Annotated in this window: 16 protein-coding genes; 10 read left to right on the top strand and 6 right to left on the bottom strand. The window is 60.7% G+C overall.

All coding sequences use genetic code 11. The features are described from left to right. Positions 1-8: 8 nt before the first annotated feature. The 4 genes from trpCF to HMPREF2743_RS00360 are packed head-to-tail and all read right to left on the bottom strand — an operon-like array spanning position 9 to position 4,546. A complete protein-coding gene (gene trpCF, locus HMPREF2743_RS00375; protein ID WP_070817975.1) occupies positions 9-1,391 on the bottom strand; it encodes a bifunctional indole-3-glycerol-phosphate synthase TrpC/phosphoribosylanthranilate isomerase TrpF in 1,383 nt (460 codons plus the stop codon). Continuing rightward, entirely contained in the window at positions 1,369-2,406 is a 1,038-nt protein-coding gene (gene trpD / locus HMPREF2743_RS00370; RefSeq protein WP_070817974.1) for an anthranilate phosphoribosyltransferase, read from the bottom strand. Before trpD ends, trpCF begins: the two co-directional genes overlap by 23 nt. Beyond that, on the bottom strand, positions 2,406-3,050 hold the full coding sequence (locus tag HMPREF2743_RS00365) for an anthranilate synthase component II (protein WP_070817973.1): 645 nt from the start codon (positions 3,048-3,050) through the stop codon (positions 2,406-2,408). Before HMPREF2743_RS00365 ends, trpD begins: the two co-directional genes overlap by 1 nt. Next, on the bottom strand, positions 3,047-4,546 hold the full coding sequence (locus HMPREF2743_RS00360) for an anthranilate synthase component 1 (RefSeq protein ID WP_070817972.1): 1,500 nt from the start codon (positions 4,544-4,546) through the stop codon (positions 3,047-3,049). The genes HMPREF2743_RS00365 and HMPREF2743_RS00360 overlap by 4 nt, the downstream gene beginning before the upstream one ends. 433 nt (positions 4,547-4,979) lie before the next feature. Between HMPREF2743_RS00360 and HMPREF2743_RS00355 the strand changes: the two genes are divergently transcribed. The 3 genes from HMPREF2743_RS00355 to HMPREF2743_RS00345 are packed head-to-tail and all read left to right on the top strand — an operon-like array spanning position 4,980 to position 7,609. After that, entirely contained in the window at positions 4,980-5,963 is a 984-nt protein-coding gene (locus HMPREF2743_RS00355; RefSeq protein WP_070817971.1) for an ABC transporter substrate-binding protein, read from the top strand. Next, positions 5,960-6,817, top strand: coding sequence for an ABC transporter permease (locus HMPREF2743_RS00350; RefSeq protein ID WP_070745292.1), 858 nt, complete (start codon positions 5,960-5,962; stop codon positions 6,815-6,817). Before HMPREF2743_RS00355 ends, HMPREF2743_RS00350 begins: the two co-directional genes overlap by 4 nt. Before the next feature lie 3 nt (positions 6,818-6,820). Then, positions 6,821-7,609, top strand: coding sequence for an ABC transporter ATP-binding protein (locus tag HMPREF2743_RS00345; RefSeq protein WP_070745289.1), 789 nt, complete (start codon positions 6,821-6,823; stop codon positions 7,607-7,609). Between the two features lie 142 nt (positions 7,610-7,751). Here HMPREF2743_RS00345 and HMPREF2743_RS00340 read toward each other — a convergent pair whose 3' ends face one another. Continuing rightward, positions 7,752-9,602 carry an FAD-binding monooxygenase gene (locus HMPREF2743_RS00340; RefSeq protein ID WP_070817970.1) on the bottom strand — a complete coding sequence of 617 codons (1,851 nt, stop codon included), beginning with the start codon at positions 9,600-9,602 and terminating at the stop codon, positions 7,752-7,754. Positions 9,603-9,825: 223 nt separating this feature from the next. After that, complete coding sequence (locus HMPREF2743_RS00335) at positions 9,826-11,190, bottom strand: MFS transporter (protein ID WP_070745282.1); 1,365 nt, start codon at positions 11,188-11,190, stop codon at positions 9,826-9,828. 124 nt (positions 11,191-11,314) lie between these two features. Here HMPREF2743_RS00335 and HMPREF2743_RS00330 point away from each other — a divergent pair, with 124 nt between their 5' ends. From HMPREF2743_RS00330 to HMPREF2743_RS00300, 7 genes are all read left to right on the top strand, one after another. Then, positions 11,315-12,790, top strand: coding sequence for a fumarylacetoacetate hydrolase family protein (locus HMPREF2743_RS00330; protein ID WP_070817969.1), 1,476 nt, complete (start codon positions 11,315-11,317; stop codon positions 12,788-12,790). Next, complete coding sequence (locus HMPREF2743_RS00325; protein ID WP_070817968.1) at positions 12,787-13,449, top strand: GntR family transcriptional regulator; 663 nt, start codon at positions 12,787-12,789, stop codon at positions 13,447-13,449. The genes HMPREF2743_RS00330 and HMPREF2743_RS00325 overlap by 4 nt, the downstream gene beginning before the upstream one ends. 16 nt (positions 13,450-13,465) lie before the next feature. After that, positions 13,466-14,980, top strand: a complete 1,515-nt coding sequence (gene hpaE, locus HMPREF2743_RS00320; RefSeq protein WP_070817967.1) for a 5-carboxymethyl-2-hydroxymuconate semialdehyde dehydrogenase — start codon at positions 13,466-13,468, stop codon at positions 14,978-14,980. 47 nt (positions 14,981-15,027) lie between these two features. Beyond that, positions 15,028-16,104, top strand: a complete 1,077-nt coding sequence (gene hpaD, locus HMPREF2743_RS00315) for a 3,4-dihydroxyphenylacetate 2,3-dioxygenase (RefSeq protein WP_070817966.1) — start codon at positions 15,028-15,030, stop codon at positions 16,102-16,104. Between the two features lie 158 nt (positions 16,105-16,262). Then, positions 16,263-17,048 carry a 2-oxo-hept-4-ene-1,7-dioate hydratase gene (gene hpaH, locus HMPREF2743_RS00310; RefSeq protein ID WP_070817965.1) on the top strand — a complete coding sequence of 262 codons (786 nt, stop codon included), beginning with the start codon at positions 16,263-16,265 and terminating at the stop codon, positions 17,046-17,048. Beyond that, positions 17,033-17,818: an HpcH/HpaI aldolase family protein gene (locus HMPREF2743_RS00305; RefSeq protein ID WP_070817964.1), complete on the top strand. Its 786-nt coding sequence runs from the start codon at positions 17,033-17,035 to the stop codon at positions 17,816-17,818. The genes hpaH and HMPREF2743_RS00305 overlap by 16 nt, the downstream gene beginning before the upstream one ends. A gap of 9 nt (positions 17,819-17,827) precedes the next feature. Then, positions 17,828-19,315, top strand: a complete 1,488-nt coding sequence (locus HMPREF2743_RS00300; RefSeq protein WP_070817963.1) for an NAD-dependent succinate-semialdehyde dehydrogenase — start codon at positions 17,828-17,830, stop codon at positions 19,313-19,315. Positions 19,316-19,779: the final 464 nt, after the last annotated feature.

Genomic DNA, 19,779 nt, shown 5'->3' with positions numbered 1-19,779 from the left:
GTTGGGAATTAATACGTAAAGTGACGAATAGTATGGAAGGCCTGGGCGATGAGCGCACTGTCCTTTCGACCGTTGACTTCGACTCCTGAGTTAATGTCCAATCCGGCGGTGCCGACGCGAAGAGCCTCGGTGAGGTTCTCTGGATTCAGGCCCCCAGCGAGAAGTGACTTTGCCTTGACCTCGTCCGGGACAGACGTCCAGTCGAAGGAGGTGCCGGTGCCCCCGGTGCCGGAGTCGAGGATGAGGAAGTCGACGGCGTCGGCAAGCGCGGAAGCGAGGGCCGGGCCGTGGGGTGCCGTCATGTCGATGGCGCGCCACACCTGGCGCTCCCCCGCTGCTGCGCGTACGGACTCGATGAGTTCGAGCTCGGCCTCTGTGCTCCCCTGGTAAGGTGCGTGGATCTGCAAGGCAGAGATGCCATCGATGGCCAGGTCCTCCCAACCGGTAGTGCGGCGTGAGACCGCGACATAGTTAAGGTCGGGCTCATGAGCGATGATATCGAGCGCGGTTTCACGTGAAACATTGCGCGGCGATGCCTCTTCGAAGATGAGACCACCGTAGATCGCGCCGGCGGCGCGGGCGGCCTGGGCCGCAGACCACGTAGTGAGGCCGCAGACCTTGTTGTGGCCATAGGCAAGCTCGCGGGCGGCGCGGTCGATGTCAGGTGTGCCGGTGAGCTGCGAGCCAACGAGAAAGGCATTGGCGTGAGAACCCAGGCGGCGAACGGTTTGGTTGTCGCGGATACCGGACTCCGAGACGATGACCTTGCCAGACGGGACGTGGTGCGAAAGGCGTTCGGAGCGAGTGAGATCGATGCTGAGGTCGTGGAGGTTGCGGTTATTAATTCCGATGACGTCGATACCAAATGCGGTGGTGCGGGCGACTTCCTCCTCGGTGATTGCCTCGGTAAGGACATCGAGCCCGAGGGAATCCGCCAGCTGCTTGAGCTCCGCGTAAGTCTCGTCATCGACGATGGACATCATGAGCAGAATGGCGTCGGCGCCGAAATAGCGCGCGGCGTAGACCTGGATCGGATCAATGATGAAGTCCTTGCACAGCACGGGCAGGTGCGTGGACAGTGCGACGGTCTGCATGTGGTCGTAGTCGCCACCGAAGCGATCGGGTTCGCAGAGGACGGAGATAGCCGACGCATAGCGCGAGTAGATGCGAGCGATGGCCCCAGGTTCATAGTGTTCCCGAATGAGCCCCAGCGATGGCGAGGCGGACTTGCACTCCATGATGAAACGGTTGGTGCCGTTGAGCGCATCGTAGAAGGAACGTTCTGAGCGTGGGAGAGCAGCGAGGTCCACGTGTGCCAGGCGCTCACGGATGGCGGGCAGGTGCGTGCGGCGCTTGGCGACGATCCCCTCAAGCACGGTCGGCAGAGCCATAGTTCGCCTCCTCGTGCTTCTTCAACCAAGCGGCCACGGTGCCATTCTTGATGAGCTGGTCGGCATGCGTGACGCCCTCGTGGATGGAGTCGGTAGCGCCATTGAGGTAGAACATCGCGCCGGCGGTAGCGGCGATCGCGTCGTGGTGGGCGGGCTCACCGGTACCGGCGAAAACAGCCCGGAGGGCCTTTGCGTTCTCTTCCCCGTTGCCGCCGGCGAGGTCAGCCAGTTCGTGGTGGGAAATACCGAGGTCCTCCGGGGTGAGCTCGTAGTGGCTAATGGTGCCATCGCGAAGCTCCCAGACCTGGGTGGTGCCGTGGACGGCAATCTCATCGGTACCGGCGCCGTGGACGACGAGCGCGCGCGTGCGGCCCAGATCCTTGAATACCTCGGCGATGAGCTGGCCCTGCTCGGGGTTGGCGATTCCCATGATCTGGAACTCCGGGCGGCCCGGGCTGAGCAGCGGGCCCATGGTGTTGAAGAGAGTCGAAATCCCGAGTCCCTTGCGCACCGGTTGCACGTGGGCAACGGCCGGGTTATACGCAGGAGCGAAGAGGAACGTGAAATTCGAGGCCTCGAGTTGGCGAACCGCGCGGTCCGGATCGAGATTGAGCGGGATGCCGAGGGCCTCGAGGACGTCCGCGGAGCCCGACTTGGAAGATACGGAGCGGTTGCCGTGCTTGACCATCTTGACCCCACCGGCGGAGGCGACGAGCGACGCGCCGGTGGTGACGTTGATGGTGTTAGCGCCATCGCCACCGGTTCCCGCGGTATCCATGAGCCCCTTGCCTGTGATTGGGAACGGATGGCCGGCATTAAGGAATGCGCGGGCCGCGCCGGCGACATCGGCGAAGGTCTCGCCGCGGGTACGGATGTGGGTAAGGAGGGCAGCGATGTGAATATCGTCGTACTCCCCTACCGTCAGTGGCGTGAAGACCTCGATAGCCTGCTCGAGCGTTGGCTCGGAGATATCGAGGAATTCCTGCAGTGTATTTAGTGCTTTATTGTCTGTCATTACTTGGTTCCCTTCGTTGTAGGTTGAGTAGAAAGTTGTTTGATGCAGCGTTCAATGATGATTGGTCCCGTCGGCGTGAGTACAGACTCGGGGTGGAACTGCAGGCCGAGGGCGATGCCGTCGAGGGTCTCCGCCGCCATCGTGACAGGGCCGATGTCGGTCTCGGTCTCCGCGAGGCTGCGCATCTGGGAGGGAATGTTCGCACAGCCTAAGGAGTGGTAGCGCGCAACGGGGACGAGGCGGCCCACGTAGTTCGGGTTATCTGGCTCGGAATCAGTGGTGAGCCCGTGGAAGAGTGGGTGGTTCGCGCCGGCGTCGGTCAGCGTCATGGGCACAGAGGAACCGTGCACTGGACCGCAGGCTTCGACCGTGCCGCCGAAATGCTCGAGCAGCGCCTGGAAGCCCAGGCAGATGCCGAGGATGGGGATGCGGCCGAGGGAGGCGTCGATAAGCTGCATCATCGAGCCGGCGTCGCGCGGATGACCGGGGCCGGGCGAAAGGATGATGATGTCGGGCTGTGCGGCGAGGACCTCCTCCACCGGTACGGTGTTGCGGAAGACGGTCGTGTTGTAGCCGGCGAGCGCGTCGACGAGGTTGTAGACGAAGGAATCGTGGTTATCGATGAGGACAACGTGTGGATTCATCGGATGACCTCCAAGTTTGCGTTGTGTGCCTGGGCGATGGCGCTGAGCACCGCGTAGGCTTTGTGGACCGTTTCATCGGCTTCGGATTGCGGGACGGAATCGCGCACGACTCCCGCGCCGGCCTGGACGACTGCCGTTCCATCCTTGACGTAGGCGGAGCGGATGACAATGCAGTTGTCCATAGAGCCATCGCCGCGCAGGTATCCGATAGCGCCGCCGAAGGAGCCGCGGCGAGTACCTTCGGTGTCGCGGATGAGCTCCATGGCGCGCAGCTTCGGTGCGCCGGTGAGCGTGCCCATATTCATGCAGGCTCGGTAGGCGTCGAGGGCGTCGAAATCCTCGTGCAGCGTGGCGACGACCCGGGAAACCAGGTGCATGACGCGCGAGTAGCGGTCCACCTGGAGCAGGTCGGCGACCTTTCGGGTGCCGGGGACGGCGACGCGGGCGAGGTCGTTGCGGGCTAAGTCCACGAGCATGATGTGCTCCGAGACTTCTTTGGAGTCGGTGCGCATCTCCAGTTCATTGCGGATATCCAGCTCGTGAGTGGCACCGCGCGGTCGAGTGCCGGCCACCGGATAGAGCTGTACCTGCCGGTCAGAGGCCGTGTACTTGAGGTTGGATTCCGGAGAGGCACCGAAGAGCTCGTGCTCAGTGCCGCGTAGGTAAAACATGTACGGCGAGGGGTTGGTCTCTCGCAGCGTGCGGTAGGCGGCAAAGGCATCCGGGCAGTCGAGGCTGAAGGCACGGGAAGGAACGACCTGGTAGATATCGCCGGCGTGGACGTTGCCCTGGAGGCGCTCCACGTGGCGACGGAAAGCGGCGTCGTCGATGGAGGCGCGCGCGCTGATGGTCTCACGCGGTGAGGGGGCCTCGGGAGTAATAGGTTCGGTGGCGGCGGCCCGGTTGAGCTCCTCTTCGAGGACGTGCTTGTCGACGCCCCACCCCTCAATCTTTGCCGTCTGCGTCAGGTGGTCCACCGTGAGGACGTGCTCGGCTACGAGAAATTCATAGTCGGGGTATTCGTTAGGGCCATCAGGAATCGGCGGCAGTGCCTCGAAGGTATCGACGTAGTCGAAGGCGAATCCCCCACCAAGCAAAGGCAGCGACTCGCCGGAATAGGATTGGCTAAACTGCAGTGTGCGAAGGATATCCGCGGTTGAGGTGGCGCGGAGGCGGGCGCGCTCATCGTGCTCGGTTGAGAGCTCAAAGCTAAAGGTGGCGGTCTCCTCACCGTTCTGCCTCATCCTGGAGCGGAAGTCCTGACGAAGCTCATCTAAGAGTAGGTGACCGGCTGGCGTTAAGGCCGTTGCGGTGACCTCCTGGCCACGGCATACGACCTTGAGTGCTGCCTTGGTGATGGCGATGCAGGTGAGGTTCTTCTTGGACTCGATGTCCGCGGATTCTAAGAGCAGGGAATCCTGCGGTGTGGCGAGGGCATAAAAGAGCGCACTGGCGTCGGGTGTGTACCTGACCTCGCGTTTGGCTGTAAACGGCATACTGTGTCTTTCTTTAACGATTTTGTGTGCTGCCGCGAGCTTCGCAAGAGAGCAAAACGCCGAAAAGCCCGCAGCTGCGGGCCTTAAAAACTGGGAGAAGAACGAGGCCCGCGGGTTACGCGCGCCACCACCAAAGGTTAAAAGTGTTCTTCACATCACTGACTTTAACACCGATACCTTCTGTCGTACAGATAAAGGTCATTCGGGTACCCCCGTGGCCTCATGGTGGTCCGAGCTCATTAAATCGAGAGTGATACAAGAAACATGCAGCTAGCCGGTGTGAGGTACAACTCTAAAACTGTAGACTTATAGCTTTTGCAGGGCTAAGAGTACCCCCGCGCGGGAACAATATTCATAAAACTGCTGCTTAAAAGGGTGAAAAGAGGATTAAATAGCGGTCACTACTGTCATTCTCACGTAGAAAAGGACCACTATGTTCTCTAAAACTGCTGCTGCTCTCTCAGCTATCGCCCTGAGCGCTGCTGCCCTCGTGGGCTGCTCCTCGTCGTCGGAAAGCGCCAGCGGGGATTCCGGGGGCGGAGACTCCTACTCCATCGGAATTAACCAGCTGGTTCAACACCCCTCCCTCGACGCCGCCGCGGAAGGGTTCCAGGAAGCCTTCGAAGAGGCGGGCGTGGACGTGGATTGGGATGTTCAGAACGCCAACGGCGAGCAAGGCACCGCGGTGTCCATCTCCCAGCAGATGGCGAACGCCAATCACGACCTCTACCTGGCAATCGCCACCCCAGCCGGCCAGGCCATGAGCAAGTCCATCAAGGACAAGCCGCTTCTGTTCACCGCGGTGACGGACCCCGTGGAGGCGGAGCTAGTGGAGTCGCTGGATAAGCCGGGCAAGAATGTCACTGGTACCTCTGACGCCGCGCCCATCGAGGAGCAGGTTGAGCTGATTACCCAGCTGGTCCCAGACGCCAAAACTGTGGGCGTCGTCTACTCCTCCGCTGAGGTGAATTCCAAGGTGCAGGTCGAACAGCTGACGGAAGCAGCCAAGCCGAAGGGCATTGAAGTGAAGTCGCAGACGGTGACCTCCGTGACGGAGATCCCGCAGGCCGTGGAGGCGCTGGGTGATGTCGATGCCATTTACATCCCGACCGATAACATGGTCGTCTCCGGCATCTCTTCGCTCATCAAGGTTGCGAATGACAAGACCATACCGGTCATCGCTGCGGACTCCGGTGCCGTTGAAGGCGGCGCTGCAGCCACCATCGGTATTGACTACAAGGAGCTGGGCCGCCAGACCGGTGAGATGGCGCTGCGCATCCTCCAGGACGGCGCTGACCCGGCCGAAACCCCGGTGGAAACCGCCTCCGAGTACACGTACGTGATCAATGAAGACGCAGTGAAGGCTCAGGGCGTTGAGGTGCCGCAGGAAATCCTAGACAAGGCTGAGACGCTGTGATTGGAGCACTCGAGCTAGGTCTCATCTATGCGGTCATGGCCGTGGGCGTTTACCTGACGTTCCGCGTGCTTGACTTCCCAGACCTGACAGTCGACGGCTCCTTTACCACCGGGGCTGCAACAGCCGGCGTGCTCATCACAAATGGGGTCAACCCCTTTGCGGCCTCGTTGGCCGGCTTCGCCACCGGATTCGTGGCTGGCTGCATCACCGGACTCCTCCATACCAAGGGCCGCATCGATGGGCTGCTTGCTGGCATCCTCACGATGATCGGTCTGTGGTCCATCAACTTGCGTATCATGGGCAGCGCTAACGTGCCGTTGCTGACGCAGGATTCGGTTTTCACTCCGCTGGATGCCGTCATGGGAACTTGGGCCGGGGTGGGGTTGCTCGCTGTGGGCGCGGTGGTGCTCTGTCTACTGATCGTGTGGTTCCTGTCCACGGACTTGGGCCTCTCGCTGCGCGCCACCGGTGACAACCAACAGATGATCACCTCCTTTGGCGTGTCCACGGATTTCACCAAGATTTTGACCTTGGCTCTGTCCAACGGTCTGGTGGGTCTGTGCGGTGCGCTCATCGCGCAATATCAAGGCTTTGCCGATATCTCGATGGGCATTGGTCTCATTCTGGTGGGTCTGGCCTCCGTCATCCTTGGGCAGGCGGTACTCCCCCAGTCGCGCCTGTGGATGGCCGTCGTGGCGGTGGCACTGGGTTCCGTGATCTACCGACTCATCATCTTCGCCGCTTTGCAGGTGGGCCTCAACCCGAATGACATGAAGCTCATTACGGCGCTGCTGGTTATCGTCGCTCTCCTGGTGCCTCGCATGACGCGGGTACGCGGCAAAAGGAAGGCCTAAATCATGCTCAACATAGACAAGATCTCAAAGACCTTCTTTCCGGGAACGGTTAATGAACGCCGTGCGCTTCGCGACGTCTCCCTGGAACTCGTCCCTGGTGACTTCGTTACCGTCATCGGTTCCAACGGTGCGGGAAAGTCGACACTGTTGAACTCCGTTGCGGGCCGGCTGATCCCGGATTCGGGAAGGATCTCGATCGACGGCAAAGACGTGACGAACCAGCCGGAGCATAAGCGTGCGAGGAAGGTTGGGCGCGTCTTTCAGGATCCTATGGCGGGTACAGCGCCGAACCTGACGATTGAGGAGAACCTCTCACTCGCTTATCTGCGCGGCAAGAAGCGCGGACTCGGCCTGGGCCTCAACTCCGCGCGCCGGGCTGTTTTTGTGGAACAGCTGGAGTCGCTCGAGCTGGGCTTGGAGAAGCGCCTTGGAACGAAGGTGGGCTTGCTCTCCGGCGGTCAGCGCCAGGCGCTGTCGTTGCTCATGGCCGGCTTTACCAACCCGAAGGTGATGCTTCTGGATGAGCACACGGCTGCCCTCGACCCGCAACGCGCGGAGCTGGTGACCACACTGACGAAGCGCATTGTCGAGCAAGGGCAGCTCACCACGCTGATGGTGACGCACAATATGGCACAGGCCCTGCAGGTGGGAAACCGCCTCATCATGATGCATGAGGGAGAGATCATCTACTCCGCTGATGCCGAGGAAAAGGCAAAGCTCACGGTGGAGGATCTCATGGCAGAGTTCGCGAAGATCAAGGGCGCGACTTCCGACAGGACCCTCTTGCAGTAGCGTTCCTCCGTGGTTGTTTCACGTGAAACCTAGGTGCCGCCTCTTCGGCACCTAGGTCTCTTTATGCCTTGTGCTGCGCCATTCAAGCACAAAAAGGGCCCAGCGTTGTGCTGGGCCCTTTTCGTTTTACGTGAAACCGAAACTACTTGAGCTTGATGAGCGCGGAGGAGAAGTAGTCCTCGACTGCTGATGGGTCATCGAGAGGGAGAACAGCGCCTACGTACTGGTCCGGGCGAACGATGACCACCGCTCCGTCACGGGAAATTCCGCGGGCATCGAAGATGTCTTTGTCGCCAGGGAGAGCGTTGAAGACATTTTCCCAATTCGGGATGTTGAACTTGCCGTTGCGCGGGCGGAACAACAGTGGGGCGTCAAGAATCTCATAATCGTGATGGTTGGTCTGCTGGTAGATAACCTTCACGTCGAAGTAGGTATTCTCATCAGCTCCCTCCGGGGTGAACTTGTCCAGGATGGGGCCGAGCTTCTCGGCCCACTCGCTCAGAGTGGAGTTCTCTCCGGCCTTGGGGGCATCGGCAAAGGCGTAGATGCGGTAGCGGCCATCGGCCGTGTGCTGGTGCCCCAGGTGCTGAGGGTAAGCATCGCAGCGGCGAAGAACCTCAAAGGACTTGAAACGCTTGCCCACCGGGAAGCCGGAAGCCAGATCTTGGTGCTGTGTTGTTCCGACGATCAGGTTTTCTTCGTACTGCGTCATCATGCCAGCGGCGAACTCCTCCGCGGCGACGTAGTACTTCTCCACTGCCTCCGGATCTTCGAGTTCTTCGGTAGGTGTGGCCATGAGGGTGGACCACTCGCGGTCGAAATTAATGAGGTTCTGAGCAGCTGGCTGACGCTCGCCGTGGTAGGTGGTCAGGAGTTCCTTCGGGGCGCGGCCGTCGAGGACGTGACCGAGCTTCCACCCGATATTGAAGCCATCCTGCATGGAGACGTTCATGCCCTGGCCGGCCTTGGCGGAGTGGGTATGGCAGGCATCGCCGGTGAGGAAGACCCGTGGATCGTCGTCGCTATCGTCGAAGGCATCGACGAGCCGGTGGCCCACCTCGTAGACGGAGTGCCAAGCAACCATCTTGACGTCGATGAAGTAAGGCGAGTAGATCTCGTTGGCCTTCTCGATGATCTTCTCAATCGGGGTGGAGCGGACCTTGTGGTTGTCATCCTCGGGCACGACGCCGAGGTCGACGTAGATGCGGCAGAGGTAGCCGCCCTCACGCGGGATGTGCAGGATTGAGCCGGCCTGGGAGTGGATGGCACACTTGGTGCGCCAGTCCGGGAAGTCGGTGTCAACCACGACATCCATGACGCCCCACGCGTGGTTAGCCTGGTCGCCCTTGAGCGAGCGGCCGATGGACTTGCGGACGCGAGACTTAGCACCATCGCAACCGACGACGTACTTGGCGCGTACGTCGCGCGGGTTGCCGTCGACATCCTCGAGGTGGACCGTTACCGGGTATTCGCCCTCCCCTACCTCAAGGGAAACGAAGGTCCAGCCGTAATCCGGGGTGATGCGGCCCGGGGCGCGGTGCGCATAGCGAGCGAAATAGTCCAGCACGCGGGCTTGGTTGACAATGAGATGGGGGAATTCAGAGATGCCCTGCTCGTCATCGATGGGGCGAGCACCGCGGATAATCTTGGAACGATCCTGCGGATCCGGGTTCCAGAAAGACATCTCCGTGATCTCGTAGGCCTCTTCCGTGATTTCCTTGGCAAAGCCGAAGGACTGGAAGGTTTCCACGGAACGGGACTGGATGCCGTCGGCCTGGCCCAACTCAAGGCGGTGAGGACGGCGCTCAATGATGCGCGTGTTGACGTCGGGGAACATTGCTAGCTGAGCGGCTGCGATCATGCCGGCCGGACCGGAGCCCACAATGAGAACGTCCATTTCATCCGGAAGTTCAGAGACGCGATCGATGCCGTATCCGGCAGGTTCGTGCACGCGGGGATCTTCCGAAACATAGCCGTTGTGGTGGAACTGCACTGTGGACTCCTTAGTTGGCGGTTGTAGTGGACGAGAACAAAGAGAGTGATGGGGGTGGTGACTGCTCCCCCACTTCTATGTGAGCTTCGCTCGTTGTATTGGTGACTCAGTTCAAGGCTTCAGGAGGATGTGAGCTGGGTCGTATATGAGAATCATATATGATGCGCCCCCCGCGCACAATGGCTTGTGCAGAAAGGGGAGCGCATGGGTGGAGGGGCGTCGTCTAGCGCTGGCTGAAGATGAAGTGGCCCTGGGATTGCTCGGCCTCGTGCTCTGCGCCGAGGTCTATTCCCTTGCGCTCACGCAGGATAAATGTGCAGATAAAGCCGATAATCGAGGCCGAAACCAGGTAGCCCGACACTGCAAAGGTGGTACCCGTTGCCTCGACGAGCGAGGCGGCAATCATGGGGGCGAAAGCGCCGCCCAGGACAGAGCCGAGGGCATAGGTAATGGAGACGCCGGTGGCGCGAATGGAGGCGGGGAAAAGCTCGGCGTACATCGCGGACTGTGCACCGTAGGTGAGACCCAGACCCACAGTGAGGAAGAGGAGCGCACCGTAGAGCATCCCCAGGCTACCCGTGTTGACCAGGGGGAAGAGTGCGGCGGCGCCGATGCCCTGCAGGATGAACCCGAGGAGATAGGTCTTCCGACGGCCGATGTAGTCGGAGATGAATCCGGCGAGCAAGGTGGTCAGGGCCCATGCGAAGGCGGACACGGTCACCGCGTTAAGAACATCACCGCGGTCGAGTGCGACGGGGCCGTCGGGGTCGGTAGCGTAGCGCTGGATGTAGCCGCCCGTGGTCATGTAGCCAACGGTGCCGTTACCTGCGAAGACGAGCGCGGCGACCAGCACCAGCGGGGTGAAGTTCTTGAAGAGTTTGCCAATGGGGTTGGTGGCCTCTTCCTCTTCGCGCTCTGCGATTTCCTCAAAGACCGGAGACTCGTCGACGCCCATGCGGATGAGGTAGCCCACCAAGATGAGGACGAAGGAAAGGAGGAAGGGAACGCGCCAGCCCCAGCTCATGAAGGCGTCGCCAGGCGCGATGGTGTTCATGATGGAGAGCACGCCGGAAGAAAGCAGCAGACCGGCAGGAACGCCGATCTGAGGTCCTGCGCCGTAGAGGCCGCGCTTGTCATTCGGCGCGTGTTCCACAGCCATGAGCACGGCGGATCCCCACTCGCCACCTGCGGAGATGCCTTGGATCATGCGCAAGGTGATGAGGAGGATCGGCGCCCAGATTCCAGCGGTCTCGTAGGTGGGCAGAAGGCCGATGAGGGTGGTCGCACCTCCCATGGCGATGAGCGTGACCATGAGAACCACGCGGCGGCCAAGCCGGTCAGCAAAGTGCCCTGCTAGGAACGCGCCGACCGGGCGGAACAGGAAGGACAATCCCACGGTCAGGAAGGAAATGATGGTGGCTAGGCCACCCTCGAGCGGGCCGAACATGAGCTGGTTGAACACGAGTCCGGCCACTGCGGCATAGAGGAAGTAGTCGTACCACTCGATGGCGGTACCGATGGTAGTCGCGGCGACGACGCGGCGGCGTTCGGCCGTCGAAATTGCCGGCGTGACAGATGTGTGCGACATGGTGTGATTCCTTTCGGCATGTGGTGTGCCATATACGGAAGTGCGTGTGAGTTGAACCACTTGCGGTGGTGGTAGGGATAATATACGATCTGGGCAAGGATTTATTCACAATTAAGGATTCTTCATGGCTGTACCTGAGTTCTTGCCGGTTAAACCGGGCAAAATGATCGCTGTTCATGTGGCCTTTGAGTCCCGCGCAGCGCAGCGCGGTCGCTGGCCCAAGACCCCGAGTTACTTCCTCAAGGCAACCAGCACGCTGGCTGAGTCGGGCGGGATCGTCGAACGCCCCCAGGGGACAGAGCTGCTGGCTTTCGAAGGCGAAATTGCACTCATCATTGGCACTCCGGCCCGTAATGTCTCTCTCGAAGATGCGTGGAAGCACGTTGCGTACGTGACGGCTTCGAATGACATCGGCCTGTATGACTACAAGGTGCAGGACAAGGGTTCCAACACCCGCTCCAAGTCCCGCGATGGCTACACCCCCATCGGGCCGGAGCTTATCGACGCCCAGGGGATCGACCCGAAGGGTCTTCGCCTCCGCACGTGGGTCAATGGCGAAGTTGTCCAAGAGGGAACCTCTTCCGATGAGGATCTCATTTTCCCGCTCGCACAGTTTGTTGCCGACCTTTCCCAGCACATGACACTAGAGACCGGTGACATCATCCTCACCGGTACCCCGGCCGGCTCCTCTGTCATTGAGCCTGGTGACGTCGTCGAGGTCGAGGTCGACGTGCCAGGTGGCGTGAGCTCCGGCAGGCTGAAGACCACCGTGAAGGAAGTCCCCGCCTCCTTCGATCCGCAGCTGGGCAATCTTCCCTACGTGGATGATAAGCAGCGCGAGGACGCCTACGGAGACCGCGAATCCGCCGGGCTTCCCCCCAAGGGTGACGGTGGCCTCGACCCAGAGCTCAAGGCGGCCCTGGAGAAGGCCCCGACCGCTGGCTTGTCCGCTCAGCTGCGCAAGCGCGGCATCAACCAGTCCGTAATCGAAGGCGTGTACCCGCAGGCCAAAGGAACCAAGATGGTGGGCGTTGCCCGCACGCTGCGCTTCGTGGCTGGCCGCGAGGACCTGTTCAAGTCCCACGGTGGCGGTCTCAACGAGCAGAAGAAGGTCTTCGACACGGTCAAGGAAGGCGAGGTCATCGTCATTGAGGCCCGCCAGGAATCCGGTTCCGGAACACTGGGTGACATTTTGGCTCTGCGCGCCAAGGTGCGCGGTGCCGCAGGCGTTGTGACCGATGGCGGCGTGCGTGACTACGAGGCCGTCAAGGAGATTGGCCTTCCCGTCTTCACCCAGGGCGCGCACCCCTGCGTTCTCGGACGCAAACACGTTCCGTGGGATAGCGACATCGCCGTCTCCTGCGGTAACGCTACCGTCCTTCCCGGGGACATCATCGTCGGCGACGATGACGGCGTCGTAGTGATTCCCCGCGACATCGCAGCCGAAGTCGCCGAGGCCGCCCTGGCCAAGGAGCACGAAGACGAATGGGTTGCTTCTCAGGTGGAGACGGGAGCCAGCTTGGATGGCCTCTTCCCGCCGACCGGAGCGAACAAGAAAGCCTACATCGCGTTCCGTGATGGAAAGGCGGGTGGTCAATGACGGAACCCGCAGCACCAGCTGGGGAGAGCAAGTCCCAGAAAGCCTATAACTGGATAAGTGAAAAGATTCGTACTCGCGAGTATGAACCCGGCTACCGCCTCGTGCTGGCAGCAATCGCGGAAGACTTGGGAATCAGCGTGGTCCCTGTCCGCGAAGCCATTCGCCAGCTTGAGGCGGAAGGAATGGTCACCTACGAGCGCAACGTCGGTGCCAGCGTGACCACTCACAATCGCGAGGCCTATTACGAATCGATGGACATCGTGGCCACCGTGGAAGCAAACGCTACCGCCCAATCCGCCCCGCATCTTGACGCGGAGGATCTTGCCCGGGCACGGGAGATCAACCAGCGCATGCGGGAGCTCGATATCCACCATGATCCAGAGGAATTTACCCAGCTCAATAAGGAATTTCATAGCGTTCTCTTCTCCAAATGCCCGAACGAGAGGCTGAAGAACTTGGTGATGGACCAGTGGAAGCAACTGGAATATCACCGCGTCTCCACCTTTCGGTACGTGCCCGAGAGAGCCCAAGAGTCAACGCGCGAGCACGAGCAATTGGTCAGCCTCATCGAGGCTGGCGCGGAACCCGCCTACATAGAAAAAGTGGCCAGGCAACACCGCCTGACCACCCTCAGCACCTATCGCAAGAAAAACGACTAAGGAGTCTCAAGCACCCATGGCTATCAACAACGATGCTGCTAAGCCCACCGATCTTCCCGAGAAGATTCTTCACTACATCAACGGCGAGTTTGTTCCGTCGATTGACGGCGATGAATTCGAGGTCCTGGATCCGGTAACGAATAAGACCTACATCAAGGCTGCTTCCGGCAAGCCGGCAGACATTGACAAGGCTGTCGCTGCCGCCAAGGAGGCCTTCGAGAACGGCCCGTGGTCCAAGGCCCTGCCGCGCGAGCGCGCACGCGTCCTCAACAAGATTGCGGACATTGTCGAAACCCGCGCAGACAAGCTTGCCGCGTGGGAGTCCTTCGACTCCGGCCTGCCCATCACCCAGGCCAACGGCCAAGCTAAGCGTGCTGCTGAGAACTTCCGCTTCTTCGCAGACCTGATCGTGGCGCAGGCTGACGACGCCTACAAGGTTCCGGGCCGCCAGATCAACTATGTCAACCGTAAGCCGATTGGTGTCGCGGGCCTGATTACCCCGTGGAACACCCCGTTCATGCTGGAGTCCTGGAAGCTTGCCCCGGCCATCGCCACCGGTAACTCCGTCGTCCTGAAGCCGGCCGAGTTCACTCCCCTCTCCGCACAGCTGTGGGCAGGAATCTTTGAGGAGGCTGGCCTGCCGAAGGGTGTCTTCAACCTGGTCAACGGCTTTGGTGAGGAAGGCTATGCAGGTGACCCGCTGGTCAAGCACCCGGATGTGCCGCTGATCTCCTTCACCGGCGAGTCCCGCACCGGCCAGATCATCTTTGGCAACGCAGCCCCGCACCTCAAGGGTCTGTCGATGGAGCTGGGCGGCAAGTCCCCCGCCATTGTGTTCAGCGATGCCGACCTGGAGACCGCGATTGATGCCTGCATCTTCGGCGTCTTCTCCCTCAACGGTGAGCGTTGCACCGCCGGCTCCCGCATCCTGGTTCAGCGCGATATCTACGACGAGTTCGTGGAGCGCTACACCGCACAGGCTAAGCGCGTGAAGGTGGGTCTGCCTTCCGACCCCACCACCGAGGTCGGCGCTCTGGTCCACCCGGAGCACTACGAGAAGGTCACCTCCTACATCGAGATCGGCAAGCAGGAGGCCACCCTGGCCGCCGGCGGCGAGCGCCCGGAGGGCTTCGAGGAAGGCAACTTTGTTCAGCCGACCGTCTTCGTTGACGTCAAGCCGGACGCCCGCATCTTCCAGGAAGAGATCTTCGGCCCCGTCGTTGCCATCACCCCGTTCGATACCGATGAGGAAGCACTCGAGCTGGCCAACAACACGAAGTACGGCCTAGCCGCCTACGTGTGGACCTCGGATCTGAAGCGCGCTCACAACTTCGCTCAGAACGTTGAGGCCGGCATGGTGTGGCTCAACTCCAATAACGTCCGTGACCTGCGCACCCCGTTCGGCGGCGTTAAGGCCTCCGGCCTGGGCCACGAGGGCGGCTACCGCTCGATCGACTTCTACACCGACCAGCAGGCCGTTCACATCAACCTGGACAAGGTGCACAACCCGGTCTTTGGCAAGCAGGACTAAGCCGTCCACTCTCTACTCCCCCACCACTAACTAACTAAGGAGCCATCATGGCTGACATTCAGGCCCCCGACATTCTGCGTTGTGCCTACATGGAGATCATCGTTACTGATCTCGCTGCATCCCGAAAGTTCTACGTTGACACCCTCGGTCTTGTCGTCACCGAGGAGAACGAGAACGAAATCTACCTCCGCACCTTCGAGGAGTTCATCCACCACAACCTCGTGCTGCGTCAGGGTCCCGTCGCTGCCGTCGCTGCGTTCTCCTTCCGCGTCCGTTCCCCGGAGGACCTGGACCTTGCGGAGGAGTTCTACAAGGCACGCGGCTGCGAGGTGCGCCGCAACAAGGATGGCTTTGTCAAGGGCATCGGTGATTCCGTGCGTGTGCAGGATCCGCTGGGCTTCCCGTACGAGTTCTTCTATGAGGTAGAGCACGTCGAGCGTTTGGCCTGGGCATACGACGCCCATATCCCTGGTGCGCTGGTTCGCCTCGACCACTTCAACCAGATCACCCCGGACGTTCCTTCCGCTGTGAAGTACATGGAGGAGCTCGGCTTCCGCACCACCGAGGACATCCGCGATGAGGAGGGAACTGTTTACGCCGCATGGATGCGCCGTAAGCCGACGGTCCACGACACCGCCATGACCGGTGGTGATGGCCCGCGTATGCACCACATCGCGTTTGCTACCCATGAGAAGCACAACATCATCGCGATTTGTGACAAGTTGGGTGCGCTGCGCGAGTCCGACCGCATTGAGCGCGGCCCGGGCCGCCACGGTGTTTCCAACGCGTACTACCTGTACCTGCGTGACCCGGATGGACACCGCGTAGAGATCTACACCCAGGACTACTACACCGGCGACCCGGATAACCCGGTCGTGACCTGGGATGTTCACGATAACCAGCGTCGTGACTGGTGGGGAACCCCGGTTGTTCCTTCTTGGTACCGCGATGGCTCCACGGTCCTCGACTTGGATGGAAACCCGGTGCCGCTGGTTGCCCGCGAGGATGAGTCCGAGCTGGAGGCCACCATTGGCGCGGATGGCTTCTCCTACACCCGCAAGGAAGATGCGGAGGAGATTCCGGAGTGGAAGCAAGGTGAGTACAAGCTGGGACACCAGCTCTAAACGACTAAGTACTCAGGTTGATGAACGTGGCCCCGTGGCGTCGAGAAGCGAGCGCACATATCGCGGGGCCGCGTTGTCGTTTCACGTGAAACCTTCAGGTTCAACAAACCTCTTAAACAGAACAAACACGTTCTACAACACCTTAAGGAGCGAAGTACATGCTGGATGAGAAACAGCACATCGCTATCGCAGATGAACTGGCGCAAGCCGAAAAGGACCGCACGATGGTCCCGCTGCTGACTGCCCGTTTCCCAGAGATGAGCATCGAGGATTCCTATGCGGTGCAGCGCGAATGGGTGCGCCGTGGTACCGAAGACGGCCGTCGCCTCGTCGGTCGCAAGATTGGCCTGACCTCGAAGGTCATGCAGGAGGCCACGGGAATTACCGAGCCGGATTACGGCGCAATTTTTGAAGACCAGGTCTACGAGAACGGTTCCACCATCGAGCACGCACAGTTCTCTAACGTCCGCATCGAGGTCGAGCTGGCTTTCGTGCTCAAGGAAGAGCTGAAGGGACCGAATTGCAGCATTTTCGACGTGCTGCGCGCGACGGAGTACGTCGGCCCGGCGCTGGAGATCCTCTCCTCCCGCATCGAGATGGAGGGCCGCACGATCGTCGACACGATTTCGGATAATGCGGCGCTCGGCGCCATGGTTTATGGCGGCAATCCGGTAGACCCCGCAGACGTCGATCTGCGCTGGGTGTCCGCGCTGCTCTACCGCAACGAGTCCATCGAAGATACGGGTGTGGCGGCTGCCGTGCTCAACCACCCGGCCATGGGCGTGGCATGGCTTGCCAATAAGCTCCACGCGCACGGCGATAGCCTGGCCGCCGGTGACATCATCCTGGCCGGTTCCTTCACCAAGCCCATGTGGGTCGAACCGGGCGATACCGTCCATGCAGACTACGGAAAGTTGGGGTCCATCACATGCCGATTCCAGTAAAGTTGCCGCCCACCTTCGCGGACGTCCTCGAGAAGGCTGAGCAGCCGCTCGTTGGCGCCTGGATTTGTTCTGGCTCGGAGGCCGCGGCGGAGATCATCGCCTCGGCTGGCTTTAGCTGGACGCTGATCGATGGTGAGCATTCGCCCTATGGCCTGGAAACCATTCTTTCCCTGCTGCGAGCCACCGATGCCTATGGTCTTACACGCGTGGTCCGCGTGCCCGTGAATAACACCGCGTTGATCAAGCAGTACCTAGACCTCGGCGTACAGAACCTGATGGTGCCCATGATTGATACTGCCAAGGAAGCTGAAGCGGCCGTGGCGGCTATGCACTACCCGCCCCGCGGTGTGCGTGGAGTCGGTTCGGCGCTGGCCCGCTCCTCGCGGTGGAACGGCGTGGAGAACTACCTTGCGAACGCTTCGGACACGGTGAGCCTCACGGTGCAGATTGAATCTGCGACCGCAGTGGAGAACGTCGAAGAGATCGTGGCTGTCGAAGGCGTGGACAACATCTTCGTCGGCCCCTCGGACCTAGCAGCCTCAATGGGGCTTTTGGGCCAGCAGACCCATCCGGATGTACTCGCGGCGGTCAATCACACATTTGAAGTAGTCCGTGCTTCCGGAAAGAAGGTAGGCGTCAACGCTTTCAACCTTGAACAGGCCCAGAAATACATGGCTTCTGGCGCATCATTTGCGCTGGTTGGGGCGGATGTTCAACTTCTTTCGGGTGCGGCACGTCAACTGGCAGACAAATTCCATTTGGGAGGGTAAAAAAGAACCATGAGTGAAAACAACAAGGTCAATATTGACGAGCTGCTGGCCAAGGTTCCGACCGGCTTGCTGATTAACGGTGAGTGGGTAGACGCCTCCGATGGCTCCACCTTCGATGTAGAAAACCCGGCTACCGGTGAGGTTATCGCTACCCTCGCGTCCGCTACCTCTGAGGACGCGAAGAAGGCAATGGATGCCGCCTGCGCCGTGCAGGATGAGTGGGCACGCACGTCGACGCGTGAGCGCTCCGACTTGCTGCGCCGCGCCTTTGACCTGGTGCAGGAGCGCAAGGACGAGTTCGCTGCGCTGATGACCCTTGAGATGGGCAAGCCGCTGGCGGAGTCCTATGGTGAGGTCACCTACGGCGCTGAGTACCTGCGCTGGTTTAGTGAGGAAGCCGTTCGCAACTACGGCCGCACCCTGCCGGCGCCGGAGGGCACCCTGCGCATGGTCACTCGCCGGAAGCCGGTGGGCCCGTGCCTGCTCATTACTCCGTGGAACTTCCCGCTGGCTATGGCTACGCGCAAGATTGCCCCGGCCATCGCCGCTGGTTGCACCATGGTGGTGAAGCCGGCCAAGCTGACGCCGCTGACCACCCAGTACTTCGCGCAGACCATGATTGATGCCGGCGTTCCGGCAGGCGTGGTCAACGTGGTTTCCGGTAAGTCTGCGTCTGCCATCTCTGAGCCGATCATGGCGGATTCCCGCCTGCGCAAGGTGTCCTTCACCGGCTCTACCCCGGTGGGCAAGACTCTGCTCAAGGCCGCTGCCGATAACGTCCTGCGCACCTCGATGGAGCTGGGCGGCAACGCGCCGTTCATCGTCTTTGAGGACGCCGACATTGACCAGGCCGTCGAGGGTGCAATGGGCGCCAAGATGCGCAACATCGGTGAGGCCTGCACCGCCGCTAACCGCTTCATTGTCCACGAGTCCATCGCTGATGAGTTCGCAGAGAAGTTCGCCAAGCGCATCGGTGAGCTCAAGGTGGGTAACGGCCTCGATGAGGGCGTTACCTGCGGCCCGCTCGTGGAGAAGAAGGCGCTGGATAACATCACCGCGCTTGTCGACGACGCCGTGGCCAAGGGCGCCAAGGCCATCGTCGGTGGCAAGCCGGGTGAGGGCAAGGGTTACTTCTACGCCCCGACCGTTCTGACCAACGTTCCTCGTGATGCCCGCGTGGCACAGGAGGAGATCTTCGGCCCGATTGCTCCGATCCTGACCTTCTCCGATGAGAAGGAAGCAATTGAGATTGCTAACGACACGGAGTATGGCCTGGCCTCCTACGTGTTCACTGAGGATTCTGACCGCATGTGGCGCGTTGGTGACGGCCTCGAGTTCGGTCTCATGGGCTTCAACGCCGGCGTCATCTCCAACGCCGCTGCCCCGTTCGGTGGCGTGAAGCAGTCCGGCATGGGCCGCGAGGGCGGCGCCGAGGGTATCGACGAGTACACGTCGTTGCAGTACATCGCGATGCGTGACCCGTACGCGAATGCATAAATAGTGCATTAATTTCGCCGCTGACAATGCTGGTATCTCCTTTCGAGGAGGTGCCAGCATTTTCTTTTTAGCGAGTGGGTTGGGGGTGGTTGGGAACGACTATCCCGTGGGGTGCAGCCCTGGGTGGTCCTACCGATTCCGCTCGCCCAGCTGGCGAAACTATGTTCGGTACGTCTTTGTCTTATCGTCCTACACTTTCCGCAGGCCACACCGTTTATGTTTTCGATAATGGTGGTGGTTTCCAAAAATGTTTGTTCGGATTGAGTTGAAGGGAAGAAATCGTAATGTCGTAGTAACTACTGAAAAGCAAGGCAGATTTCAGTCAAGATCAGCTAGCAGACTTGTTTGAATCGCTCCCCACCCGCATCCGGGCCGGCGAGCTCACGCTGGGTGCCGGAGAATCTGCCTTGTAGATGGAACTACCGGGCACGTTTCGCGCCACGATGGAAGTCACCGACGCCCGA

The sequence above is a fragment of the Corynebacterium sp. HMSC036D02 genome, from assembly GCF_001836165.1.
GTDB lineage: Bacteria > Actinomycetota > Actinomycetes > Mycobacteriales > Mycobacteriaceae > Corynebacterium.
Note: the sequence above shows the minus strand (reverse complement) of the source record. Positions and strands in the feature narration are given on the sequence as shown.

What these genes read in the sequence shown, in the direction of transcription:
- trpCF (WP_070817975.1), bottom strand. Translation starts at nt 1,391, where the DNA reads ATGGCTCTGCCGACCGTGCTTGAGGGGATCGTCGCCAAGCGCCGCACG.
- trpD (WP_070817974.1), bottom strand. Translation starts at nt 2,406, where the DNA reads ATGACAGACAATAAAGCACTAAATACACTGCAGGAATTCCTCGATATC.
- HMPREF2743_RS00365 (WP_070817973.1), bottom strand. Translation starts at nt 3,050, where the DNA reads ATGAATCCACACGTTGTCCTCATCGATAACCACGATTCCTTCGTCTAC.
- HMPREF2743_RS00360 (WP_070817972.1), bottom strand. Translation starts at nt 4,546, where the DNA reads ATGCCGTTTACAGCCAAACGCGAGGTCAGGTACACACCCGACGCCAGT.
- HMPREF2743_RS00355 (WP_070817971.1), top strand. Translation starts at nt 4,980, where the DNA reads ATGTTCTCTAAAACTGCTGCTGCTCTCTCAGCTATCGCCCTGAGCGCT.
- HMPREF2743_RS00345 (WP_070745289.1), top strand. Translation starts at nt 6,821, where the DNA reads ATGCTCAACATAGACAAGATCTCAAAGACCTTCTTTCCGGGAACGGTT.
- HMPREF2743_RS00335 (WP_070745282.1), bottom strand. Translation starts at nt 11,190, where the DNA reads ATGTCGCACACATCTGTCACGCCGGCAATTTCGACGGCCGAACGCCGC.
- HMPREF2743_RS00330 (WP_070817969.1), top strand. Translation starts at nt 11,315, where the DNA reads ATGGCTGTACCTGAGTTCTTGCCGGTTAAACCGGGCAAAATGATCGCT.
- HMPREF2743_RS00325 (WP_070817968.1), top strand. Translation starts at nt 12,787, where the DNA reads ATGACGGAACCCGCAGCACCAGCTGGGGAGAGCAAGTCCCAGAAAGCC.
- hpaE (WP_070817967.1), top strand. Translation starts at nt 13,466, where the DNA reads ATGGCTATCAACAACGATGCTGCTAAGCCCACCGATCTTCCCGAGAAG.
- hpaD (WP_070817966.1), top strand. Translation starts at nt 15,028, where the DNA reads ATGGCTGACATTCAGGCCCCCGACATTCTGCGTTGTGCCTACATGGAG.
- hpaH (WP_070817965.1), top strand. Translation starts at nt 16,263, where the DNA reads ATGCTGGATGAGAAACAGCACATCGCTATCGCAGATGAACTGGCGCAA.
- HMPREF2743_RS00305 (WP_070817964.1), top strand. Translation starts at nt 17,033, where the DNA reads ATGCCGATTCCAGTAAAGTTGCCGCCCACCTTCGCGGACGTCCTCGAG.
- HMPREF2743_RS00300 (WP_070817963.1), top strand. Translation starts at nt 17,828, where the DNA reads ATGAGTGAAAACAACAAGGTCAATATTGACGAGCTGCTGGCCAAGGTT.